Raw genomic sequence first — 14,984 nt, 5'->3', positions numbered from 1 at the left:
CGCCCGTTTTGTCTTGCTAGGGCAGAAGACGCAACCTTTTGCCAAGCGCCAGTGCCGAGGTCATGAGCGGGCCGTAGAGCCGCTTCGGCATCGCGTATGGGCCGCGCATAGACACGATGCGTTGCTGTGCGATGTTTTTCACCTCGGTGTACTTGGTCATCCCGTCGCGTCCGTGGCGCCGGCCCATCCCGGATTCCTTTACCCCGCCCAGCGGGGTTGCCATCGAGCCCCATGTAGCGGCGTAGCCGTCGTTGATCGTCACGCTGCCGGCTTCAACGCGGCGCGCGATCTCCCAGGCGGTGTGCGGGGATGCAAACACGGAGGCGTTAAGTCCGTAGGGGAGGGCGTTGGCCAGATCGATCGCCTCATCGACGCTGCCCACACGCTGGACATACACGACGGGGCCGAACACCTCTTCCTCGCACAGGCTCGCGTCAGCGGGTAGGTCTGCGAGAACGGTAGGCGCGAAGTGGAGAGGACCAACATCTGGGCGAGGTGTGCCACCGGTGACCACCCGTGCACCCTTCGCTACGGCGTCGTCGACGTAGGTCTGCACCCGTTTGAGCTGGGTATCGTCGATAAGCGAGCCCATGTCATAGTCCCAGTTCAGTCCCTTGCCCAAGGTGAGTGATTCGGTGGCGTGGGTGAACGCGTGCAGGAAGTCGTCGTAAATGTCTGTGTGGACGTAGATGCGTTCGATGGACACACACAACTGACCCGCGTTGGAGAAGCACGCGATAGCCATTGTGCGCGCGTGCTTTTGCACGTCGACGTCCGGCGCGACGATCATCGCGTTTTTGCCGCCGAGTTCCGCGGAATAGCCGATGAGCCGTTCGCCGGCAGTGCGGCCCAGTTTCTTGCCGGTGGCGGTGGAGCCGGTGAACATCAGGTAGTCGCACCGCTCGGCTATCGCACCGCCGACTTTTTGGCCGGAGCCTGTCACGACTTGGAACACGTCCGCTGGAAGGCCAGCCTCCACGAGCAGTTGCTTGACGACGAGACACGAAAACGGCGTCTTCGAATCCGGCTTCGCCACTACAGCGTTGCCAGCGATAAGAGCCGGGATGGCATCAGAAATAGCCAGGGAAAGCGGGTAGTTCCACGGACTGATCTGGCCGACAACACCGACGGGGATGCGTTGTTCCCGCGCACGGGTCAGCAGTGGCAGTGCTCCGGGGCGGCGCTTCTCTGAGAGGAACGTTGCTGCGTTGCGGGCGTAGTACCGGGCATTATTGAGCACGTCGAGCACTTCGTCGAACGCTGCCGTTCGGTCCTTGCCGGTCTCGAGCTGCACGATGTCCGCCAGCACGTCGCGGTGCCGGTAGACCAGCGAATGGAACGCGTCGAACACCGCGGTGCGATCCGCCAGGCTGCGCTCCGCCCACGCACGCTGCGCCACACGGGCGCGGCGAAACGCTTCATCCACGTCGTCTGTGGTGCCTGCGGGGACGGTGCCGAGGGGCTCGTCGATAAGCGGAGATGCGACGGAGATCACCTCGCCGCCGTGGTTCGTCGTCAGGGCGACGAGCTCGCTCTGAAGGTGTGCGGGCAGTGGTTGTTCGCGGAGGCGTTTCGGCAGCATGACGCCGATGCTAGACGGGGCAACCGCCGGACGTTGCGTCTTGGCTCTTCGGAGAGTACGGGGTGATCAGTTTCGGTTCGTTGTACTTGCCGGAGATCATGCCGTTTTTGATCATCAGCGAGCGCCCTGGCTCCATGTAGCGCTTGTCCTCGGGCAGGATTTTGAACACACTGCGGATAAACCTTGCGATTCGGTTGAAGCGGCGCTGGTCGCGGTGCGTCCAGTCGAGGTCGAGGATCTGGCGCTCCTTGTCGTTGAGCGTGCCCACCGTCAGCCAAATCACGCTGCGCATGATCGGCTTCCAGATGACCTTCCACACAGCCTCGGGGACACCATCCGGTGCCTTCACCGGTTCGACGCGGGCGGTACGCAGCGCGAAATCGACGGTATCGTTGCGCTCAAGCACGGTGTCTTCCATCTCTTCGATGTAGGCGATCAGGTCGTCGTAGTTGTCAATGACAGGGCGCTCGGACAGGCCGTACAAGTCCCACCAGGTCACGCCTTCGCGCACGATCTGGTCTTTCTCCGCGTGGGTAAACGGGGTCCCGAACAGTTCCTGAGCGAGGATGACACGGTAGACGAATGTTGCGTGTGCCCACCAGTAGGTTTCTGGGTTGAGCGAGTGGTAGCGCTTGCCGTCGCGGAGCTTGCCCTTGATATCTACGTGGTAATCGCGGATTTGTTTACCGATCACGTCCTGGTCGTCGTAAATCGACGCGATGATTTGAGGGGTGGAGCGCTCGAGGCGTGCGAAGGGCTCCTCGAAAAACTTCGAGTGATCCAGCAGTGACTGGCCGATGGCTGGGTGCATATTCTGCAGCACGCCGGTGTAGCCGCGCAGGAGTTGGATGCGGTTGTCGGCGCCCCATTTCCACAGCAGCGAGTCAGGGCCGAGCGGTGCGCGTTTTACGTCGCGCTTGCCGGTTTTGACACTGCCGTCGAGCAGGTCGTCGAAGCTATCGGATGGCTGTGGCCTTGGCATGGTGTGAAGCGTAACACAATCACGCTCTCCCTTGACCTGTCTCACTGGAAGTTTCTTCCGAATCGTCACGATGGCCGAGCAATTCTTCGCGACGATTCCACGTAAACAATCCGGCAAGCGGCGAGATACCGAAAAGCAGGCCCCAGCGGCGCTTGGCGTCTTCGTCAAGATCGCTGCGCTGAATCTCGCGCAACTTGCGCCACAAGACGAACAACCCAAGGACACTCACCCCGATGACGAAGGCGAGCCCAAGCCACGATGCGGCGTTCATTACTTCTGAAAGTCCACGACGATGCGGGTCGGGTTTTCAAGCACGCTGAGCTTGTACGGGCGCTGCTTGTCCAAACCGACAACGTACTGGGCGTCCGCTTCGAACACGCCGCCGTCCGCGATCTCCGTGATGCTGCCGGCCGTCACGCCGGCAGGGCTGGACTTAGCCAAGACTGCCTCATCTGCAGACATACTTAGCGGCACACCCTGGATGATCAGCGTGAAGTACGCATTACCGGCGGGTTTCAGTGGGAGGCCGGAAGCCTGCTGGCGCGGGTCGGTGTCGTACCCGGCGATCACGCTCGGCGAACCGGTGCCAGACAGTTCCACTACGAGGCGGTCGTATCCCTCGTGCGAACCAGCACGCACGTCTTCGACCATCATCTCGGCGAGTTGCTCGGACTGGATGTGTGTGTCTTCGAGCGAGAACCCATCTTTGGTGGGGGGCTCTACGGGGGCAGCTGCTGCGGCAGGGGAGACATCAGTGGTCGTCGCCGCTTCGCTCGAGGTAGCGGTCGTGCTCTGCGACGTTGGTGCTGTAACGGTGGCGTCGGTATTGGAATCAGTGCCGGTGTCGTTGTCCGCAGAGCACGCGCCGAGCAGCAGCGCCGCAATGGCACCCGGGATAAGTAGTGTCGTGTGGCGTTTCATAGTCGCCCAGCTTAGGTGGCGCTACCATTGCGGGCGAGCGAAAGAAAGGATGCACATGATCAAGGTTGGAGTGCTTGGCGCACAGGGCAAGGTCGGCTCGGCAGTCGTCGCCGGGGTGAAGAAGGCGGAAGATCTCGAGATGGCGGCGGAGATCAACAAGGGGGACTCGCTGCAAACGCTTGTCGACGAAGGCGTCGACGTCATCGTCGATTTCACCGCCCCGAACGCGGTGATGGACAACCTGGAGTTCTGCATTAACAACGGCATCCACTGCGTTGTTGGCACGACTGGCTTCGACGATGCCCGCTACCAGCAGGTCCGCGACTGGTGCGCCGCCAACGAGGGCGTCGGCGTGCTCATCGCCCCGAACTTCGCCATCTCTGCGGTACTCACCATGGCGTTTGCCCGCCAGGCGGCGCCATTCTTCGAGTCGGCGGAGGTCGTCGAGTTCCACCACCCGAACAAACTCGACGCGCCGAGCGGCACCGCGGTCAAGACAGCGCAGGGGATTGCACAGGCCCGCAAGGAAGCCGGTATGGACGCGATGCCGGACGCGACCGAGCAAGCACTCGACGGCTCCCGCGGCGCCGATGTCGACGGTGTGCCTGTCCACGCGGTACGCATGCAGGGCATGGTCGCGCACGAAGAGGTCATTTTCGGCACCACCGATCAGTCACTGACCATCCGTCAGGACTCTTACGGCCGTGAATCCTTCGTCCCAGGTGTTTTGACTGGTGTGCGCGAAGTGGCCAACCGTCCAGGTCTGACGATCGGCCTCAACGAGTACCTCGGGCTCTAAATGCGTGCCGAACTCGTCGCCGCAACCGCCCTGCGCAACACCCGCCCCGCAGGCGGCACCGATGTCACCGACGCAGAGGCGGTTATCGCGCACGCCGCAATGTCGTCCCACGACGCCGAAACAGTGCTGCGCAGGCTTATCGACGACGACCGCACCGACCTTCTCGCCCACGCCAGCGCCACCCTCCACGTGTACGGGGTATCGCGCGCCGCGGCAGAAATCATCCATGCACACCCCGGTTTCGCGGTGAGCCTGCGTGACGACGACGGCGCGGTCGTCCCACACCTCATCGCGGAAGACGAGGACCTCGTCAACCTGTTTGACACCGCCATCGAACACATTGCATTCATCCGCCAAGAACTCCTCGACGGCCTCGAGCACGTGCTTGTCGACGACCCCAACCTGCTCTCTCGGCGCAAACGAGCCGCCGAAGCAGCACGCTTGCTTCAGCCCTTAGCCACCGCAACGCAACTGGTAATCACGGGGTCGTACGGGGCGTGGCGTGGTTTCGTCGAAAAGCACAGCGGAAAATATGAAGACAAAGAAATCAGAATGATCGCACGCGCGTGCCTCGATGTGCTCCAGCCGGAAGCGCCCTTGGTGTTTGAAGATTTGGCGGCAGGGGAACGTCGATAAGCACATACGTGTCAATAGGAGGTATTCTTCTTGCTCATGGGCTCATCATGCAAAGTTGATACAGGTGCCAACACATTCGGCACCGTCTGCGTCGCCATGGTTACGCCGTTTGATTCCGACGGCAACCTCGACCTCGCCGCAGGACGTCGGCTTGCTGCCCACCTTGTAGAAAACGGAATCGACACACTCGTCCTCGCCGGAACCACCGGCGAATCCCCAACAACCAGCGCAGAAGAAAAAGTTGAGCTGCTCAAAGCAGTGCGCGAAGAAGTTGGCACCAACGCAAAAATCGTCGCAGGCGCCGGCTCCAACAACACCCGCCACGCAGTCACGCTGGCACAACAAGCTGCAGACGCGGGCGCAGACGCCCTGCTCGCAGTCACCCCGTACTACTCCAAGCCCTCACAGGCCGGAGTAGTCGCGCACTTCAAAGCAATCGCAGCCGCAACCGACCTACCCGTCTGCCTCTACGACATCCCGGGACGCTCCGGGATCCCCATCACTGCCGAATCGATCCGCGAACTCGCCGAGGTCGACAACATTCAGGCAATGAAAGACGCCCGCGGCGACCTCTTCGAAGCCGCAGGGCTCATCCAAGAGACAGGCCTGGCGTGGTACTCAGGCGACGACCCGCTCAACCTGCCCTGGCTCACACTCGGCGCAACCGGAGTTATCTCCGTCGTCGGACACGCAGCACCACAAGCGCTGCGGGGACTCGTGGACGCATTCGAGGCTGGCGACCTCACCCGCGCACGGGAAATCAACGCCAACGTACTCAACGTCCTCGCACGGCAGCAGGCCGAGCTGGGTGGCGTGACATTTGCAAAAGCAGCTCTGCGACTGCAGGGCATCGAAGTGGGAGACCCGCGCCTGCCTGTCGCACCAGCGACAGCCGATCAGGTCAAGCGGCTCCAAGAAGATATGAAACAGGCTGGAGTCCTATAAATATGAACGAACCCCGCAACCGCGCCCGTAAGGTGACGCGCAAGGCAGGACCCCCGGAACCGGCTGATCAACAGCCGGTCTTCCAAGCTCCGGAGACCCCGGACACAAACGCACAGAAGAACACCGCCGATAATGGCGGCGACGCGGGCCGTGATGGCGGTCGCGACGGTGGTCGCAATGGCGGCGAAAGGCCGCGCGGCAACCGTGGTGGTAACGGCGGCAACAACGGTGGTGGCGGCAACGGTGGTGGCAGCAGCCGAAACCGTCGCCGTGGCCGTGGTCGCGGTGGCAACCAGGGCGGCGGTCGTCGCAACCCGGTGAAGGGAATGCAAGGCGCCGATCTGACCAAGCGCTTGCCAGCCCCGCCGAAACTGGCCAAGGACACCCTGCGTATCTACGCACTTGGTGGCATTTCCGAAATCGGCCGCAACATGACGGTCTTCGAATACAACGGCCGTCTGCTTATCGTGGACTGTGGCGTGCTGTTCCCGAACTCCGACGAGCCGGGCGTGGACCTGGTGCTGCCGGACTTCGGCCCGATTGAGAACAAGCTGGACAAGATTGACGCACTCATCGTCACGCACGGTCACGAGGACCACATCGGTGCGATCCCGTGGCTGCTGAAACTGCGTCACGACATCCCGATCTACTCGTCCAAGTTCACCAACGCTTTGATCAAGGCGAAGACGCAGGAACACCGCCAGCGACCGAAGCTGCACGACGTGAACAAGGACTCCGAGGTCACCGTCGGCCCGTTCCGCCTGCGCTTCTGGCACGTCAACCACTCCATTCCGGAGTGCCTCGGCGTGTCCATCAAGACCGGTGCCGGACACGTCGTGATGACCGGCGACGTCAAGGTTGACCAGACCCCGTACGACGGCAAGCCGACCGACCTGCCGGCCCTGTCGCGTCTTGGCGACGAGGGCATCGACCTGTTCATGTGTGACTCCACCAACGCCACCATCCCGGGCATCTCCGCCTCGGAGGCGGGTATTGAGGAGACGCTGATCCGTCTCGTCGGTAATGCTCGCCAGCGCGTTGTCATTGCCTCGTTCGCCTCCAACGTTGCACGTGTGCAGATGGCGGTCAACGCCGCTGTGGCCAACAACCGCAAGGTTGCCTTCAACGGCCGATCCATGCTCCGCAACATGGAGATTGCGGAGAAGATGAACCTGCTCAAGGCTCCGAAGGGCACGATCATTCCGATCGAAGAAGCCGCGAAGATGGCCCCGCATAAGACGGTACTGATCACTACGGGTACGCAGGGTGAGCCGATGGCGGCACTGTCGCGCATGTCTCGCCGCGAGCACCGTCAGATCACCATCCATGACGGCGACACGATCATCCTGTCGTCCTCGCTCATTCCGGGCAACGAGGAGGCCGTGTTTGCGGTGATTAACAACCTCGCCCAGATCGGTGCGAACGTGATCACCAACGCTGAGGCGCACGTTCACGCGTCCGGCCACGGCTACGCTGGCGAGCTGCTTGCGCTGTACAACGCAGCACGCCCGCGCAACGCCATGCCGGTGCACGGCGAATGGCGTCACATGCGCGCGAACAAGGAGCTCGCGATCTCTACTGGTGTGAAGCCGAACAACACGGCGCTTGCCCAGAATGGTGTTGTCGTCGATATGCACAAGGGCAACATCAAGGTTGCCGGCCAGTACCAGGTGGGCCAGCTCTACGTCGACGGCGTGACCATGGGTGACGTCGACCCGGACGTGCTCGCCGATCGTACGTCGCTGGCATCCGGCGGTGTCGTGTCGATTACCTGCGTTATCGACGACGCCACCGGTCGTCTCCTCGAAGCACCTCGCGTATCGACGACCGGCTACTCCGACGATGACCGCGACTTCAACAAGAAGGTCGTCGAGGGGGTCGAAGCCGTCATGGGTGACCTCGCCGCGGAAGGCGAGAACGATCCGTTCCGCATGGTGCAGCAGATTCGCCGCAAGGTCTCGCGCGCGATCGAGCAGAACTACAAGCGTCAGCCTGTGATCCTGCCGACCGTTGTGCCGATGTCGTCCGACAACCACATCGCGACTGAGGAAGAAATCGCCGCTACTCGCGAGTCCCGCTAGTTCGCTGCGTTAACCCCCCAAATCGGGGTCTGGCCGTAACGCCGGGCCCCGATTTTGCTATTTCAGAGGTATGAAAAAGTCACTCGTAGCACTCACCGCCACCGCGACCCTTCTCGCAGCCACGCCTGCACTTGCCGACGAGCGAGCACATCCGCTGCCGGAGGGGACACCGGTTCCGTACGATCCGGGCTACACCGGATACTGGATGAGCCACGACGTTGTGCGCCCTGGTGATAAGGACTACTACTCGGCTAATAACGATGCGATTCGTGTGCTGGGTCGTTTCGACGGCGACCAGATCCTGTGCGCACACTACAAAGGTGGCATGCAGGGGTGCTACGTCGAAGGTCATTCGGTCACCGATTTGGGTTACGGCGCGTCGGGTCGGGTCGTGACCACTGACAAGACGTGGGCGATGTTCGCACCTGTACTCCGAGTGTTCATCAATATCGAGCAGAATCTCTTTAGCGTGTTCCGGAGCGCGCAGCTGCTCTAAAGGCTCGTGGCTATGCTCGTTGGCATGTCTTTTGCACAACGAGAACGCTCACGTCTAGCCGAGTTGTTCCTTGAGGTAGGCCCTGATGCGCCCACCTTGAACGAAGGGTGGAACACCTTCGACTTGGCCGTACACCTGCTGATCCGCGAGTCGAAGCCCTTGGCGTTGCCGGGCATGTTCGTGGACGCACTGTCGGGTATGACGGAGAAGGAAACCTCAAAGGTGAAGGCCCGCCCATACACCGAGGTGGTGAACGAGTGGGCGGCCGGCCCGCCGGTGTGGATCAAGCCGTTCGATGCTGCAATGAACACTGCCGAGCACTTTATTCACCACGAGGATGTGCGCCGGGGTGGGGGAGAGGTGCGCCCGCGCGACTTTTCTCGCACGGTGAACGCGCAGCTTTTGGCGCTGGCGAAGCGCTTCGGCGCGATGACGTTGCGCAAGGCTCAAGCGCCCGTGATTCTGACACCGCCGGACCTGCCGCCGGTGACTCTCGGGGATAAGGCAGGGGTGGCACAGCGTGGCGACGACGTCGTGCGCGTCAGCGGAGCACCCGGCGAATTGCTGTTGTGGGTATCGGGTCGCAACGCTGCGGAGATTGAACTGACCGGCGCATTGGAAGCGCTCGATGGTCTGGATGTCAAGATTTAACGCTTGACACCGCGCCTCTGGTGTGGCGTATGGGGAAAATGTGACTTAAGGCGTTAGAGTTACACCCATGTCTGTCAAAAACACCGCACCGCGTAACTCGCGGTCTTCTTCACGCCGCTCGGCGGACGGCACCCGCTACGGCGGGCCGGTGTCGATGACACACCCGCCGACCTCTTCCACCGTGGCCGCCGACACTGCCGATGAGCGCGTCGGCTCTGCGTACAAAGTGGTCGGTAGTTCCCTCGGCGCCGCAGCCCGCGGCGTCGGTTCGTTTCTCCGGCGCGAGCCGCGCCACCATGAGCAGGAAGAAGAGAATCTGAGTACCTCACGCCGTCGCCCGCGACGCGACCAGTACGACGACCACGACGAGCTCGAGCAGCGTGACGACGACCCCACGCCGCGTTCCAGCACCTTCGAGCACCACGCCGACGCATGGGGTCTTGTACTTATCGGCCTCGCGGCCGTCATCGGCGGCTCAGTGTGGTTCGATGTTGCGGGCCCGGTCGGGGATTTGATCTCCACCGGCACGCACTGGTTGATCGGTGCGGGTGCGCTGATCCTGCCGGTCGTGCTCGTCGGCGTCGCTATTGCGCTCATGCTTAACGTGCGCGCGAGCGACGAGGTTCGCGCACGCGCCGCTCTGGGCTTCAGCATCATCGCAGTGGCGATGCTTGGCCTCATCCACGTGTTTGCCGGCAACCCTTCGGCATGGGAAGACCGCCGGATCGCTGGCGGCGCGATCGGTGCCTTCACCGGTGGTTTGCTCGCTGCTGGTTTTTCCTCGTTCGTTGCCGTGCCGCTGCTGGGCTTGATCGTGCTGTACGGCGCGCTCAAAGCGACAGGTATTACGGTGCGCGAGGCCTACGACTACGTCAAGGGCCTCGTTACCGGCATGCTCAACGCAGAAGACGATGAGGACGACGACCCGTACTCGCACGTCGACGCAGACCTCGATGACATTGCAGAAGGCCGCGACCGCCCACGCCCACGCGCGTCGCGTCCAGCGCCACGTCTGATGCCCCGTCCGCGCCGCCCGCGCACGCCGATGGAGAGTTACCCCACCAACGAGGACGAAGACGACGACCTGTTCGACTTTGCGGACGACCTCAACGACACCGACGACACCGACGACACCTCCGAACCAGAACCAGAACCGGAGGCGACCACGGTCGTTCCTCGTCCGAAGCGTCGCCCCGCACCGACGTCAGCGCCGGCACCAGCGCAGACGACCCGCGCCGACAACAACCCCAACGAGACGAAGGTGTTGGAGCGCCCGGAAGAGACGTCGGATCGTCGACAAGCAGTGGCCCCCGATGCCGTCGAGACCTCGCGCGAGCAGATGGCGAAAGCCATCGCCGCACGCTCCGGCATCGACGCCTCCAAAATCCCTGCAACCACCCCAAAGTCCGAAACCCAACCACCGGCACCGAAGCAGGTACGCAAGATCCCGCAGGGCGACTACACCCTGCCCTCAACCGACCTGCTCATCCCCGGCAACCCGCCGAAGACGCGCACCGAAGCCAACGACCGCATGATCGAAGCCATCACCGATGTCTTCGAAGAATTCAACGTCAACGCACAAGTCACCGGCTTCTCCCGCGGCCCGACAGTGACCCGTTACGAGGTCGAACTTGGCCCAGGTGTGAAGGTCTCCAAGATCACCAACCTGCAGTCCAACCTCGCCTATGCGGTGGCCACCGACAACGTCCGCCTGCTCACCCCGATCCCCGGCAAATCCGCCGTCGGCATCGAGGTACCCAACGCTGACCGCGAAATGGTACGCCTGCGCGACGTGCTCGACGCACCGAACGTGGCGTCGCAGGACGATCCGATGCTCATCGGTCTGGGCAAGGACATCGAAGGCGACTTCATCGCGTCGTCGGTACAGAAGATGCCGCACCTGCTGGTTGCGGGTTCGACGGGTTCCGGTAAGTCAGCGTTCGTGAACTCCATGCTCATCTCGTTGCTCACGCGCGCCACCCCTGAGGAGGTCCGCCTCATCCTGGTGGACCCGAAGATGGTGGAACTGACCCCGTACGAGGGCATCCCGCACCTGATCACGCCGATTATCACTCAGCCGAAGAAGGCGGCCGCAGCCTTGCAGTGGTTGGTGGAGGAGATGGAGCAGCGCTATATGGACATGAAGTCCGCGCGCGTGCGCCACATCAAGGACTTCAACCGCAAGGTGCGCTCTGGTGAGCTGACGGCCCCTCCGGGGTCGGAGCGTGAGATGCGTCCGTACCCGTTCATCGTGTGTGTTGTCGACGAGTTGGCAGACCTGATGATGACGGCGCCGAAGGAAATCGAGGACTCGATCGTTCGTATCACGCAGAAGGCGCGTGCGGCCGGTATCCACTTGGTGCTTGCGACCCAGCGTCCGTCCGTGGATGTGGTGACTGGTCTGATTAAGACGAACGTGCCGTCGCGTCTTGCGTTTGCGACCTCGTCGCTGACGGACTCTCGCGTGATCCTCGACCAGGGCGGTGCCGAGAGGCTCATCGGTATGGGTGATGGTTTGTTCATCCCGCAGGGTGCCGGCAAGCCGCAGCGTATGCAGGGCGCGTTCGTTTCGGACGAGGAGATCCAGGCGGTTGTCGACGCTGCGAAGTCCCAACAGGACGAACCCGACTACGTTGAGGGCGTCACGGAGGATAAGCAGGCGGAAGCCAAGGTCATTGACGACGACATCGGTAAGGACATGGACGACCTCCTCGAGGCCGTCGAGCTGGTGGTGACCTCCCAGCTGGGTTCGACGTCGATGCTGCAGCGCAAGTTGCGTATCGGTTTCGCCAAGGCTGGCCGCCTGATGGACCTGATGGAATCTCGCGGTGTGGTCGGCCCGTCTGAGGGGTCGAAGGCTCGCGAGGTGTTGGTCAAGCCGGAGGAGTTGGAGACGATCATCTGGATGATCAAGGGCGCCGATCCGGCTGAGGCACCCAAGGACGTCATGCTTGACGACGACACCACCACCGACGGCCCTGACTCTGGCAGTGACACTGGCGGCACCGACGGCGACACCCGCACCGTCACCGCCACGTACAACCCCACTGGGGGAGCCTTCTAGCCTGTCTGAGGGCATGTCGAATAACCCGCCGTGTGCGGGTTTTCGTCGTTAAGTAGCCGCTAGCCGAAGAGTTGCTGCATTGCCCCCGCTTCGGTCACGGGAACCGGCACACCACTTGGCGAGACCCATGTCGGGGTGCCGTTGATGATTTCGATGCGCCCTCGACTGGTGTGCCAAGGGTCGTCGTCGTTGACCCGGTTGTGGTAGCTGCACAGGGGTGCGAGGTTATCTATGTTGGTTTCTCCGCCGTGCTTCCAGGCCGTGATGTGGTGAATCTCGCACGAGTCAGCTCCATGACGGCAAGAGGGGAAGGGACAACGAGGCATGAGCAGGCGTGCGAGGTCGCGCTGCTTTTGGTTGGCGAAGCGCTGTGTCCGGTAGAGGTTCACCGCCCCGGCTTGCGGGTGGAACAGGGCGATTTCACCGAAGGTGAGATTGAGGTACTCGGCTCCGGTCATGGTGGTGCCGTCGGTAAGTACGAGGGTCACATCCTCGCCGTCGCCGGAGAGGATCCGGATGTGCTCAGGTAGCGGTGCGAGCACTATCGGGCGGGGAGCGGCGTGTGGGATGGAGGTGCCGTCGCGAAGCAGTGAGAGAAAGGCGTCAAGCATCTGCGGTGCCGCGGGCCGTGAGCTGTCCACGTGCTGGCGCAGTGCGTGCTCGAGATCCGCGATGTCTCGCTCGGAGGCGGTGACCCTCATCGTCCGCATCCCAAGGGTGGAGCAGGAGAACGTGACCTGTGCCTTCGGCATCCTCGGCGCCGTTGGTGGGATGAGGTCTTTTGCAGCCTGGCGCAGTGTGGCGAAGCTGCCGTGGACGGCGAGGAGCTTGTGGCGCACGCGCCAACGCTCGCTCTCATCGTCGATTGCAGTCAGCCGGTTCTCGATGTACGACAGCCGGTCCAAGTCGAACGCGCCAGCGCGGGCCGCCTCCAGGGCTCGGCGCTGCTGCTTGGTCCACTTTGTGGCGCCGAAGTAGACGTCGTGGATGCGGCCCCAGGCGGTCACGGTTGCTGGCCGGCAGCGGCTGGCAAGTGCGGCTGCACGGTTGAAGCCTTGCAGGCTATCCACCGTGGGTAGGTCCGCGAGGAAGGTTTCAAATGGGCTCATGCCTTGCACGTTAAACCAGTTCCGCAATGCCCGGCAGGGCCCTTGTGGATAACCGCGTTGACACATCAACAAACTGGGGTGGTTATCCACATTCGCGACACCAAAAAAGTGTGTGTATTGTGTTACCCACTTGGAGGGGAGTACCCCGGAAGTGTTCTGGATCGTCAACACGGTGTCGTCGAAAAGTGATGGCCCCGGTCCGAACAGCCCACTTGGGTGGGGGAGACCTCCGGTTGTTTCTGCTACCGGAGGATTAAACGCATGCATGTGCCGTTAAGTATATGGCTGATCACCTCTGCGGTGATCCTGGGATTTTTCATCTTTGACTTCGTCTCGCACGTGCGTACCCCGCACGAGCCGACGATGAAGGAATCGGGCGGCTGGGCCCTGTTCTACATGACCATGGCCTGCATTTTCGGCGGGATCGTGTGGTGGCTGTGGGACGGCGAACACGGCATGCAGTTCTTCACCGGCTACATCACTGAGCTGTCGCTGTCGGTGGATAACCTTTTCGTGTTCGCGCTGATCATGGGTGCGTTCAAGATCCCACGCGCGTATCAGCAAAAGGTGTTGCTGATCGGCATCGTGATCGCGCTGATCTGCCGTCTCGTATTCATTCTGCTGGGTGCCGTGATCATCGAGGCCTGGTCGGACGTGTTCTACATCTTCGCCGCCTTCCTGATCTACACCGCGATCAAGATGGTGTACGACGAGGTGACGGACCAAGAGGATCCGGATCCGAACGACATGATGGTGGTCAAGACGCTACGCAAGGTTATTCCGGTGACCAGCTCGTACCACGGAGACCGTCTCGTTTCGAGGACTCAGGCCGGAAAGAAGGCTGTCACGCCGCTGTTCGTCGCCCTGCTGTCCATCGGTTTCATCGACGTGATGTTCGCCTTCGACTCCATCCCGGCGATCTACGGCATCACCCAGGAATCCTTCCTCGTGTTCACCGCCAACGCGTTCGCGCTGCTGGGCCTGCGCCAGCTCTACTTTCTGCTCAACGGCCTGCTCGACCGCCTGGTATACCTGCCGTACGGCCTCGCGGTGGTGCTCGGCTTCATTGGTGTGAAGCTGCTGTTGCACGCGCTGCACGAGAACAACCTGTCGTTCATCAATGGCGGCGAGGGTCTCGACGTGCCGGAGGTCGGCACTGTCGCCTCGCTGCTGGTCATTGTCGGCGTGCTCATCATTACCGCGGTTGCATCTGTGATCAAGGACCGCGCCGACGTGAAGGCAGGTGTCCGTGATCCGAACGAAAACCAGTACCACATTGATTTCGACGACCACGGCAACCGCCGCAAGGTCGACCGTCACGGACACCATGTTGAGTGGATCGACGACCCGGCGACATCTGGCAAGGGCGATCACACCGCGACCGGATCGCGCGAGACCGCCCACCTCGATGTCGCGCGTGGCGGTAGGAAGGCTTAGCCGAAGATATTCATCACCGGGTTCCACTCCCGGATCTCGCGCGCTGCGAGTGCGCCGGCGGTCGTGTATGGGTCTTGATCCAGCACGGCCGCCGCATCAGCTTCAGTGGCAGTGTCGGGCAGTTGCAGGATGATTAGGGCTTGATTGACGCCGATAAAAGGGCCGGATCCCACGATGCGTCCGAGTGCGAGTTGCGAGGAGATGAATTCGCGGTGGGCGGGGCGGGTGTCGTCGACAAGCGTTTGCTCGCCGTAGGTGTAGGTTGCTGCGAAATACTTCAT

General features: G+C 62.2%; 14 protein-coding genes. 9 read left to right on the top strand and 5 right to left on the bottom strand.

Features of this window, described 5'->3' with window-relative positions:
• Positions 1–16: 16 nt before the first annotated feature.
• The gene (locus HMPREF3171_RS06930) at positions 17–1,582 is read right to left on the bottom strand and encodes a succinic semialdehyde dehydrogenase (protein ID WP_141743377.1); all 1,566 of its coding nucleotides are present in this window, start codon (positions 1,580–1,582) and stop codon (positions 17–19) included.
• Positions 1,583–1,592: 10 nt separating this feature from the next.
• Positions 1,593–2,564 carry an oxygenase MpaB family protein gene (locus HMPREF3171_RS06925; RefSeq protein WP_070483860.1) on the bottom strand — a complete coding sequence of 324 codons (972 nt, stop codon included), beginning with the start codon at positions 2,562–2,564 and terminating at the stop codon, positions 1,593–1,595.
• Between the two features lie 70 nt (positions 2,565–2,634).
• Between HMPREF3171_RS06925 and HMPREF3171_RS12100 the strand changes: the two genes are divergently transcribed.
• Positions 2,635–2,844: a hypothetical protein gene (locus HMPREF3171_RS12100; protein ID WP_168161886.1), complete on the top strand. Its 210-nt coding sequence runs from the start codon at positions 2,635–2,637 to the stop codon at positions 2,842–2,844.
• Here HMPREF3171_RS12100 and HMPREF3171_RS06915 read toward each other — a convergent pair.
• The gene (locus tag HMPREF3171_RS06915; RefSeq protein ID WP_070483856.1) at positions 2,835–3,485 is read right to left on the bottom strand and encodes an AMIN-like domain-containing (lipo)protein; all 651 of its coding nucleotides are present in this window, start codon (positions 3,483–3,485) and stop codon (positions 2,835–2,837) included. The two genes, HMPREF3171_RS12100 and HMPREF3171_RS06915, sit on opposite strands and share 10 nt — an antisense overlap.
• Positions 3,486–3,540: 55 nt before the next feature.
• Here HMPREF3171_RS06915 and dapB point away from each other — a divergent pair, with 55 nt between their 5' ends.
• From dapB to HMPREF3171_RS06880, 7 genes are all read left to right on the top strand, one after another.
• Positions 3,541–4,284 carry a 4-hydroxy-tetrahydrodipicolinate reductase gene (gene dapB / locus HMPREF3171_RS06910; protein WP_070483854.1) on the top strand — a complete coding sequence of 248 codons (744 nt, stop codon included), beginning with the start codon at positions 3,541–3,543 and terminating at the stop codon, positions 4,282–4,284.
• A complete protein-coding gene (locus HMPREF3171_RS06905; RefSeq protein ID WP_070483852.1) occupies positions 4,285–4,920 on the top strand; it encodes an FAD-dependent thymidylate synthase in 636 nt (211 codons plus the stop codon).
• A gap of 36 nt (positions 4,921–4,956) precedes the next feature.
• Complete coding sequence (gene dapA / locus HMPREF3171_RS06900) at positions 4,957–5,865, top strand: 4-hydroxy-tetrahydrodipicolinate synthase (RefSeq protein WP_070483851.1); 909 nt, start codon at positions 4,957–4,959, stop codon at positions 5,863–5,865.
• A gap of 2 nt (positions 5,866–5,867) precedes the next feature.
• Positions 5,868–7,946 (top strand): ribonuclease J, encoded by a 2,079-nt coding sequence (locus HMPREF3171_RS06895; RefSeq protein WP_070483849.1) that lies wholly within the window; start codon positions 5,868–5,870, stop codon positions 7,944–7,946.
• Between the two features lie 70 nt (positions 7,947–8,016).
• On the top strand, positions 8,017–8,442 hold the full coding sequence (locus HMPREF3171_RS06890) for a hypothetical protein (RefSeq protein WP_070483847.1): 426 nt from the start codon (positions 8,017–8,019) through the stop codon (positions 8,440–8,442).
• 24 nt (positions 8,443–8,466) lie between these two features.
• Positions 8,467–9,093 (top strand): TIGR03085 family metal-binding protein, encoded by a 627-nt coding sequence (locus HMPREF3171_RS06885; protein ID WP_083292016.1) that lies wholly within the window; start codon positions 8,467–8,469, stop codon positions 9,091–9,093.
• 67 nt (positions 9,094–9,160) lie between these two features.
• Positions 9,161–12,157, top strand: a complete 2,997-nt coding sequence (locus HMPREF3171_RS06880; RefSeq protein ID WP_070483843.1) for an FtsK/SpoIIIE family DNA translocase — start codon at positions 9,161–9,163, stop codon at positions 12,155–12,157.
• Between the two features lie 59 nt (positions 12,158–12,216).
• Here the strand turns inward: HMPREF3171_RS06880 and HMPREF3171_RS06875 are convergent, their stop codons facing one another.
• Positions 12,217–13,266, bottom strand: coding sequence for an HNH endonuclease signature motif containing protein (locus HMPREF3171_RS06875; RefSeq protein WP_070483841.1), 1,050 nt, complete (start codon positions 13,264–13,266; stop codon positions 12,217–12,219).
• 261 nt (positions 13,267–13,527) lie between these two features.
• Here HMPREF3171_RS06875 and HMPREF3171_RS06870 point away from each other — a divergent pair, with 261 nt between their 5' ends.
• Entirely contained in the window at positions 13,528–14,703 is a 1,176-nt protein-coding gene (locus HMPREF3171_RS06870; protein ID WP_070483839.1) for a TerC family protein, read from the top strand.
• On the opposite strand, the gene HMPREF3171_RS06865 is transcribed toward HMPREF3171_RS06870, so the two are convergent.
• A complete protein-coding gene (locus HMPREF3171_RS06865; protein WP_070422311.1) occupies positions 14,700–14,984 on the bottom strand; it encodes a YciI family protein in 285 nt (94 codons plus the stop codon). The two genes, HMPREF3171_RS06870 and HMPREF3171_RS06865, sit on opposite strands and share 4 nt — an antisense overlap.

The organism is Corynebacterium sp. HMSC08F01, from assembly GCF_001807545.1.
Taxonomy (GTDB): Bacteria; Actinomycetota; Actinomycetes; order Mycobacteriales; family Mycobacteriaceae; genus Corynebacterium; species Corynebacterium coyleae.
Note: the sequence above shows the minus strand (reverse complement) of the source record. Positions and strands in the feature narration are given on the sequence as shown.